This is a genomic window from Pseudoxanthobacter sp., assembly GCF_036822375.1.
Taxonomy (GTDB): Bacteria; Pseudomonadota; Alphaproteobacteria; order Rhizobiales; family Segnochrobactraceae; genus Pseudoxanthobacter.
The window spans coordinates 19,320-21,628 of sequence record NZ_DAISHT010000035.1 but is presented as its reverse complement, the minus strand read 5'-3'; the positions used below and the strand labels follow the sequence as shown (position 1 = coordinate 21,628).

The 2,309-nt window shown below is 64.1% G+C and carries 1 protein-coding gene; it reads right to left on the bottom strand.

Annotated elements, in window-relative coordinates; genetic code table 11:
- Positions 1-1,866 (bottom strand): carbohydrate-binding protein (locus V7067_RS05765; RefSeq protein WP_334174931.1); only part of this gene is annotated, 1,866 nt, incomplete at its 3' end.
- Between the last annotated feature and the right edge of the window lie 443 nt (positions 1,867-2,309).

Here is a 2,309-nt window from a genome sequence, read left to right as displayed (position 1 = left end):
GTTGTCGGTGTTGCCGGTGTCCCCGGTATCGCCGCCGTTGTCGGTGTTGCCGGTGTCCCCGGTGTCGCCGCCGTTGTCGGTGTTGCCGGTGTCCCCGGTATCGCCGCCGTTGTCGGTGTTGCCGGTGCTCACGGTGGAGAAAATCTCGCTGAAGGCATAGGTATCCTGCGTGATACCGCTGCCCAGCGGCGAGACCGTGCCCACCGTGGTGCCGTTGTCGCGGCCAAGCGACCACATCGAAACGCCGGCCACGGCATCGTTGGCCTCCACGAAGTCGACGAGCTGCTGGGCATCTTCCAGCGTGAACACCTCGGTGGTCACGTCGTTGATGCCGATCATCACGGTGATGACGATCTGGCAATCCAGCCCGATCGCCTCCAGCTGCGCAATGGTGGCCAGCGCCGCGGAAATGGCGTCCGCGCCCATGTCGCCGGTGTCGTAGTAATCGCCGTAGTCCATCGCCATGATGTTGACGTTGGCGATCTCGACGCCGGCTTCCATGGCCGCAGTCAGCAGATCAATGCCGTCCTGCGTCAGGCCGGTCGTCAGCACCGGCAGGGTGAACGACACCTCAAGGTCCGGATTGGCCGCCTGCAGCGCCACGAGCGCCTCGTTGCGCAGGGCGTTGGCCTCGTCATTGGCAATGGCCGCGCCTTCGATGTCGAAGTCCAGCTTGTTGACGTGGTAACGGTCGATCAGCTCCTGATAGGCTGCCGTCAGCGCCTCGGCACTGGAGAAGGTGAGCGCCCCCTCCTGCCCGTTGGCACCGCCGAGCGAGAGCGTCACATCCACGCCCATCGCCTGCAATTGCTCGATCTGCGACAGCATGGACGTGCCGTTCGACAGGGTATCGCCGGCAATGGTGCCGATACCGCCCCAGCCGAGCGTGTCAGTGCCCGACGACAGCACGAAGGCCAGCGTGACCGCGCTGAGACCGGCCGCCGTGACGATGCCGACGAGGTCCTGACTCGTCGTCAGCGACATGTCGATATAGGGCGAGAAGGTCTTTTCGGTCGTGCCGGAATCCTCCGTTTTCGTCGTCACGCTCAGGGTGTCGGAAACCGCCGATTCGCCCGCCTCGTCCACCGCAGACACGGTAAAGGTGTAGGTGGTGGCGGCATCGAGACCGGTCACCTTGTAATAAGTGGAGCTGGTGGTCGCGACCAGTTCGCCATTCAGGTAGATATTATAAGCGGTTACCGTGCCGACACCGTTCACGTCCGCAGCATCCCACACCAGAACCGTGGTGCTGGCCGAGGTGCTGGCGGCATAGAGATCGTCGGGCGCATCCGGCACCACCGGGGTGTCGTCCATGTAGCCGACGAACACCCACACGGAATTGCCGCCGGCCGGATCGTCGCCCTGCGTCCACCACTGCGCCTCGTAGACGACATTGCCGATACTGACGCGGTCGCCGGCGGTATAGACATCGGCCGAAGACCACGCCGCCGCATAGGCCGCGGTGGCATCGTCGTCGCTGCCGGTGCTGCCGCTGTCCGTGCCGCCCGTGCCGGTGCTGCCGGTATCCGTGCTGCCGCTATCCGTGCTGCCCGTGTCGGTGTCGCCGCTATCCGTGCTGCCGGTATCGGCGGCGGCCAGAGCCGTCTGCCAGGCGAGAATGGCCGTCGCATCGCGCGCCGTGATGTTGTCGAGCGAAAGCTGCGACAGACGCACGCCCTGCAGAACATAGGTCTGGTTGTTGGAGGGAATGGAAATCACCACGGAGCCATCGACTTCCGTGATGGTGAAATTGTCGGCTGAAAACCAGCCGAAATCGAGCCCGTCGGCTGCGGGATCGAATGCAAGCACCGTGCTGGTGCCCCATGACCATGTAATCGTGGTCGTCGTGCCGGTAAGAGTCGTCATGATTCTTGCCTTCTGGCTGAGTTCAGGCATGAGAAACCGGGCCCCGTGCCGCACATGACGGCACAGGTTTCCGGCTTTCCTGCCGCGGACTGATTTTGGCTTCCCCCCAATGGCCGCGGCTTATGCCAGAAATAACCTTCATGATCCACGACATGACGATGTAAAATGAGATTAAATCATTGTCATGATTTTCATTCCGAAGCTTTCCGCTCTGTAATGTTGGCGTTTTACAATTCCCGCCTGCCGTCCCGGCCGGCACGCGCCGGCAGCATCCGGCAAAGCGGCAGTGCCGGTTCGCCAATCGCCAGCGTCGCCGGCCGGCCCCTCGCCCCGGACGGCGCCGGCCGGACTGCGGCCCGCACACGCGCAACACCGCGCCGGCCATCGCCGCACAGCCGCTGCGGGCAGAGGGCGGGCAAAGCGGCGGACTCAGGGGCGGACTC